Annotated in this window: 6 protein-coding genes; 2 read left to right on the top strand and 4 right to left on the bottom strand. The window is 52.5% G+C overall.

All coding sequences use genetic code 11. From position 1 onward, the window contains the following. The first annotated feature begins 27 nt into the window (after positions 1-27). On the top strand, positions 28-693 hold the full coding sequence (locus tag IQ268_RS24230; RefSeq protein WP_193884585.1) for a hypothetical protein: 666 nt from the start codon (positions 28-30) through the stop codon (positions 691-693). Positions 694-789: 96 nt separating this feature from the next. Here the strand turns inward: IQ268_RS24230 and dnaA are convergent, their stop codons facing one another. The 4 genes from dnaA to IQ268_RS24250 all read right to left on the bottom strand — a co-directional run bounded on the left by dnaA (position 790) and on the right by IQ268_RS24250 (position 4,871). Continuing rightward, positions 790-2,190 (bottom strand): chromosomal replication initiator protein DnaA, encoded by a 1,401-nt coding sequence (dnaA, locus tag IQ268_RS24235; protein WP_193884587.1) that lies wholly within the window; start codon positions 2,188-2,190, stop codon positions 790-792. Between the two features lie 330 nt (positions 2,191-2,520). Next, the gene (gene rnhA / locus IQ268_RS24240) at positions 2,521-3,372 is read right to left on the bottom strand and encodes a ribonuclease HI (RefSeq protein ID WP_193884589.1); all 852 of its coding nucleotides are present in this window, start codon (positions 3,370-3,372) and stop codon (positions 2,521-2,523) included. 48 nt (positions 3,373-3,420) lie between these two features. After that, complete coding sequence (locus IQ268_RS24245) at positions 3,421-4,125, bottom strand: hypothetical protein (RefSeq protein WP_193884591.1); 705 nt, start codon at positions 4,123-4,125, stop codon at positions 3,421-3,423. Further along, positions 4,122-4,871 carry a hypothetical protein gene (locus IQ268_RS24250; RefSeq protein WP_193884593.1) on the bottom strand — a complete coding sequence of 250 codons (750 nt, stop codon included), beginning with the start codon at positions 4,869-4,871 and terminating at the stop codon, positions 4,122-4,124. The genes IQ268_RS24245 and IQ268_RS24250 overlap by 4 nt, the downstream gene beginning before the upstream one ends. 190 nt (positions 4,872-5,061) lie before the next feature. On the opposite strand from IQ268_RS24250, the gene IQ268_RS24255 reads away from it, so the two are divergent. Continuing rightward, positions 5,062-6,289: DNA polymerase III subunit gamma/tau (locus IQ268_RS24255; RefSeq protein WP_193884595.1), on the top strand; the 1,228-nt coding region annotated here is incomplete at its 3' end.

The raw sequence follows: 6,289 nt of genomic DNA on the forward strand, positions 1-6,289 counted from the left end.
ACTCATCATTGTAGAGAGGATGGATAAATGCTTATTTCTAAACGCTGGCAGTCCAACACTGCCCTGATGTTGGCAGTGGGGCTTACCTCCGCCGCTACCCTTCCCCTGTTGACCGCAGTACCCGCCAGCGCCAATTCCCGGCCTTATTCGGTTAGCCAGCTTTTCCCGCAGCAAAACGCGCGGTTGGTCGTTCCGGCAGGTACGGTAATTCCAATTCGCTATGAAGAAGCCGAACGAATTATTGTCACTCCCGACGAAACGGCTGAAGTGAAGTTTGTGGTGTCCGCCGATATTCGATCGTCAGCCGGTACCGTTCTGATTCCTCAAGGCAGCGTCATCGAAGGAGAATTAAGACCCGCCAACGGTGGCACTCAATTCTTTGCCCAAGAAGTGATCCTGGCTAGCAATAATCAGCGCTACCCGATCGATGCCACATCCAACGCGATTACCCAAACCGAAACGATTTCTCGCCGCAGCAATCCCAATATTTTGAGAGGAGCCGCGATCGGAGCTGCCGCCGCTGCCGTTCTGTCCGAAATCTTTGGCCGCATTAATGTCATCCAGGTGCTGGCGGGTGCTGGAGTTGGTGCCCTGGCTGAAGTGTTGTTGCGCGGTAGCGACGAAGTAGAAGTCGTAGTGGTCAACCCCGAAACCGACCTCAGCATCCGGTTGCAGCGCGATTTCGTTCGCTAATCGACAATTGCAACTGGTGGAGCAACCCCAGACGACATCCGCAGAATTAATATGAACCCGTTAAACGCAGTGCAGAGATCCGCCACACATTCGCTGCTAATACCGTCGGGGTTGTTGGTTTTTGGCCTGGCTGGCAAGGTTAATCCGTTCGCTCAACTGGCGTAGATTACGAGCCATGTCTGCGTCGGTGCCCTTCAGTTGGGCGATTTTCTCGCAGCTATACATAACGGTAGTGTGGTCTTTTCCGCCAAACACTTCGCCAATTTTGGGCAAGCTCAAGTCTGTGTGTTGTCGCATCAAATACATGCCAATTTGACGGGCAACGCTAATTTCCCGACGGCGAGAATTGCCCTTCAGGTCTTCTACGGCAACGTTAAACGTCTCTGAAACGGCTGTGATTACAGCATCTGGAGACGCAGCGACCTGCTCACTGGGTGGATTCAAAACGGGGGCAATATTTTCGACCGTCATCGGCAGACCCGAAATTGAAACATAGGCGACGGCTCGAATCAGTGCGCCTTCCAGTTCTCGAATGTTGGAGGTGTAGCTGGCGGCAATGTATTCAATGACACCGCGGGGCAACCGCATGTTTTCGTATTCGGCTTTCTTTTGCAGAATAGCCATCCTGGTTTCCAGGTCGGGGGGCTGAATGTCTGCAATTAAGCCCATAGAGAAGCGCGAACACAGCCGCTCTTGCAGTCGTGGGATCTGGTTGGGTGGGCGATCGGAGGCCAGTACCACCTGCTTACCCGCTTCGTGCAACGTGTTGAAGGTGTGAAAGAACTCTTCCTGGGTGTATTCTTTACCCTCAATGAACTGGATATCGTCCACCAGCAGCACGTCTACCGCACGGTAATGTTCCCGAAAGCTTTGCATACTGTCTTTGCGGATAGCAGCAATCAGGTCGTTGGTAAACTGCTCTGTGGAGACGTAGAAAATTCTGGAATTGGCATCGATTTCAAGGCGGTAATGCCCGATCGCCTGCATCAGGTGAGTTTTACCCAATCCAACGCCACCACAGAGAAACAGCGGATTGAATTCGCGTCCGGGCGACTCTGCTACGGCTAAAGAGGCGGCATGAGCCATCCGGTTATTAGAGCCGACCACGAATCGGGAGAAGACATACTTCGGGTTGAGATCCGTCTGTTTGGGGCGATGGCTGGCGTGCCCGTTCTCCGATGGAATCACTTCGGTAGGCAACGGCCATAACACTTCAGCCGCATCTACTACACCTTCGGTTTCAGCACCCTGCCGCACCACAATTTGAATCTCGACCGGATGCCCCAACAGGTCTTGCACCACTTCGGCGATCGTCTTGACGTAATACTTTTGCAGCCAATTCCGCGCAAACGGGTTGGGGGTACAAATCACCAGGCACGTGTCATCAAGCTGTTCTGCCGTAGCAGATTTGATCCAGGTTTCAAAGGTAGGACGGCTTAGCTGTAGCTGTAAGCGTTCTAGGACTTGATTCCAGAATTGGTCTAGGACGATCTCCACTGTCTACCCCTACCGCTAACTGCCGAGAAATGAAACCTAATCACCAAAGAGTTGCTGATACGTCTAGGAACGGTATCAATCGTTAGACAGAAAAAAATCAATTGTTCACATTTCTAAAAATACAGGTGTTTTAAGGGCTGTTCCGGGTGCAAAACTCGATCGCTCTGGAGTTACTAGGCTACTAGATATGGCGTAAAGAATGCTATAAAAATTCTAGATATAGTGATTAGAGATCATGAACTGAGCAGGCTAACTGATTAGATAAACCTTAGAGCAAACCTTGGAGCGAACGAAAGCAAAGGAATGGTTGGCTCAAAACCGCAGTTTAACTCAATCGATTCGTTCAAGCTGCCAAAGAATCTGGTTTCCTTCCCGACGCACCCGCGACACGACCCAATTGCGCCACACCCAGTTGTCGCCACGACTCGTCACCGCACTGGCGTTGACATCCATCAAGTCGGCAAGTTCTGAACTGGTGATCAAATAGCCACGGCTAGCCACCTCATCCGCCATATGTAGCGTCTCAACCATGTAACGAAGCTGAGTCACCCTGACTTCGCGGGGCAACTCTGAACCATCAGCCGTGAGGGGGTTTGTAGAATCTACCATAGCTGGCTCAGAAGCGGGGACGCCAATTGATTCACTGGATTGTATCTCCTCTGCGTCGGTTGCTTCAGTGCTATTGGCAGCAATCGTCGTCAAAACCGGGATTTTTCCCAGGGAGAAAGCGCGAGCAATTTCGTCACAGCGATCGTTACCGCGATCGCCCGAATGCCCTTTCACATATTTCCACTGAATCGGCGCGTTTAACTGAGCCTCGACCTGAGAGCGCAGACGGTCTAACGTTTCCCACAGTTCCTGATTGAGGACTGGCTTGCCGGCGGAGGTTTTCCACCCTTTCTTTTTCCAGCCATTGAGCCATTTAGTAATACCATTTTTGACGTACTCGCTGTCGGTGTACACAGAAACGGGTGCGGTTTGTTTAGCGTCCAACACATACTTTAGTGCCCCGATCGCCCCCTGCAATTCCATGCGGTTATTGGTCGTTCGCACATCGGCTCCACCAATTTCATGGACAGAATCATCGGTAAAATAAACCACCGTTGCCCATCCGCCAGGCCCAGGATTACCGGAACAGGCACCGTCAGTATAAATACTCCGAATCGTTTTTGAGGAATTCATCGGCAGTTGAACGATTGAGGCACTTTAGCCTATCACACAAAATTGGCGTTACGGCCTGCGCCTAATTCTTGTTTTAGAAACTCGGTTGGGGAAGTATTTTAGCAGCAGCCCATCGCCAATCTGAAAACGCCACAACATGCTGCACAGCCGCTCTCGCCGCACTTTTTGCAGCAGGCTTTTAATGAGCTTGGCTTGCTTGCTGCGATCGGTTTCTGCTCTCACCTCGGTCAACCTGGCTTCGTAGTCGTCTGGGCGCAGCGCAAACGATGCTTCCACAGCAAAGTAGTCTTCGAGATATCGTAAGCCTTCCGTCAAATCTGGACTTTGATGCAGAGCCACCTCAACCTCGCCCCAAAACTCGAGGGCGCGATCGCCCTGCCGACTGTTCCGAATAGCAATATAAGCAATTTGAATAAAGCGATCGTAAATCGGTTTAACGCTGTAGGTATGCGCCCGAATGGTGATGCTGGCGTTGAGCAATGCGGTGAAGCCAATGCCAAAGGCGATCGCCTCGATGATTAAAGACGAGCTGATCTGCGGTCGAGCAGCCAACGAGGCAACCAGCCAAAACAACCCCGCCGGAAAAAAGACTTGAATCACCCCCCATAGCCAAACGCCCGGAATCTTATAGGGCTGAAAGAAGGGAAAAATTTTGCACCGTTCCGCCAGTTCGCCATAGGCAATAAAGGTATTCAAGCCGCCTGGAATGATAGTGACAGCGAACCAGGGTAACCACTCTCCAAACCAATTCACTCAAAATTGCCCTCTCTCCGCCTTGCCGTCACCAGGGGATGAAGGCGGTAGTGCCCTTTTGCAGTGAGATTAAATGAAGTTGAGTCCGTCACGGGCTGATGGTCGGTGTTGGATTTGAACAACGAGGCAATGCGGTCGAGCAAGCCATTGCGCTTCACGTCAATGTAGCCTTTATTCCAGAGTGATTGTAAGACAATTCGCGCATCATCAATCGGCATATCAACACCATAGGCTAAATCTTCGACCGTTAACAGTTGCCGTTCTAGCGCCTTTAACACCGTCAACTCTTTGCAATCGAGGTCGGCTAGTTCTTGCTGGAGCGAGGTTAAAAAAGCAGGTGGAATATCCGATAGTTGACGCAGATCTGGACGCGATCGCCTGACTTTAAACACCTGCTGGGCGATCGTCTGGGGATCGTCTGCCGTTAACAGCTTCACCACCAAGCCTTCCCAACTGACTCGAATGGACTCCGAGCGCGTAACCAGCGACAGGGTATTGACCCGTCCCTGGCTTTGGTTTTGATAATGCTGTTGCAACCGCTTGTAGGCTTCTTCATAGCGTCCGCGAAAACAGGGGTTTTGCTCCACCAGGGTTCGCACCCGTTCGGCTACTCCGGGTTCGTGGTTGGCGATCGCGTCTCCAAGCTGATGGATCGCCTGCTGAAGCTCGGCGGGCAAGGTGCCGTTTAGCTGTAACCGTGCCAGTGAGAAAGCTTGTAGCGTAATAGCATCATCGGGGAGAGTCATGTCGTACCCCTATTCGGTAGTAAATTCAGTGGTGAAACAATAAGATTATTTGGTCTAAAATCGCTCTCATGTCACGATTGAGCTTCCTGCCCTTGCGGAAGTGCTTCATGGGTCTGAGACCTTCATTTTACTGGGATTGCCAGACCTAGAGATACTTCGGCTTAAAATTGTAGGGAACGAGCCTGCACCTATGCCCTACGAACCGCTTCATCACAAATATCGTCCCCAGCGCTTTGCTGAACTGGTGGGACAGCACGCGATCGCTGCCACATTAAGCAATGCGCTTCACCAGCAGCGCATTGCCCCGGCGTATCTGTTCACAGGACCACGCGGCACGGGCAAAACCTCTAGCGCTCGAATTTTATCGAAGTCGCTCAATTGCGTTGCCTCAGAGGTGCCCACCTCTAGCCCCTGCGGTGTCTGTGCCACCTGTCGCGCTATTACTAACGGTTCGGCTCTCGACGTGATCGAAATCGACGCGGCCAGCAATACAGGGGTCGATAACATTCGAGAGCTAATTGAACGGGCACAGTTTGCGCCCGTGCAGTGCCGCTTCAAGGTCTATGTGATCGATGAAGTGCATATGCTGAGCGTGGCGGCGTTTAATGCGCTGCTTAAAACGCTGGAAGAACCGCCCGATCGCGTTGTGTTTGTGTTAGCTACAACCGATCCGCAAAAAGTATTGCCCACAATTATTTCGCGCTGTCAACGGTTCGATTTTCGCCGGATTCCGCTGGACGATATGGTGGATCATCTGGGGACGATCGCCGCCAAAGAAGCCATCAGTATTACGGGCGACGCAATTCAGCTAGTGGCGCAAATCTCCCAGGGGGGACTGCGCGATGCGGAAAGCTTGCTCGACCAGCTTAGCCTGCTGGATGGAGAAATTACCGTGGAACGGGTGTGGGATCTGGTGGGTGCGGTGCCCGAACGCGATTTGCTGCTGCTGCTGCGGGCGATCGCTCAGGACAACGCCGCCGCCGTACTCGATCAGGCGCGTCATTTGATGAACCGGGGACGAGAACCGCTGATTGTGCTGCAAAATTTGGCCAGTTTCTACCGCGACTTGCTCATTGCCAAAGCCAGTCCCGATCGCAACGATCTGGTGGCACTGACACCACCGACCTGGACAGAGCTATGCGACTTTGCCCAAGCCTTTGATCTAGCCGCAATTTTAGTGGGTCAGCAACACCTGCGGGAAAGCGAAGCACAAGTGAAAAACACCACTCAGCCGCGCCTGTGGTTAGAAGTAACGCTGATTGGACTGTTGCCGTCCGCGATCGCCAGCCAAAAGGCCGTTGTGGCTCATCAACCCATCGGTTCTACGCCTCAGGCGATGCCGCAACGGAGTCCAGCGGTGGTGCCAGGCAGCAGCCTGCCTCCCTCGTCTCCGAAACAAGTGGTGCCCCCAGCTACTC

The sequence above is a fragment of the Oculatella sp. LEGE 06141 genome, assembly GCF_015207605.1.
Taxonomy (GTDB): Bacteria; Cyanobacteriota; Cyanobacteriia; order Elainellales; family Elainellaceae; genus Oculatella.

Coding starts and splice junctions, on each gene's coding strand:
- rnhA (WP_193884589.1), bottom strand. CDS start 3,372: ATGAATTCCTCAAAAACGATTCGGAGTATTTATACTGACGGTGCCTGT.
- IQ268_RS24250 (WP_193884593.1), bottom strand. CDS start 4,871: ATGACTCTCCCCGATGATGCTATTACGCTACAAGCTTTCTCACTGGCA.
- IQ268_RS24230 (WP_193884585.1), top strand. CDS start 28: ATGCTTATTTCTAAACGCTGGCAGTCCAACACTGCCCTGATGTTGGCA.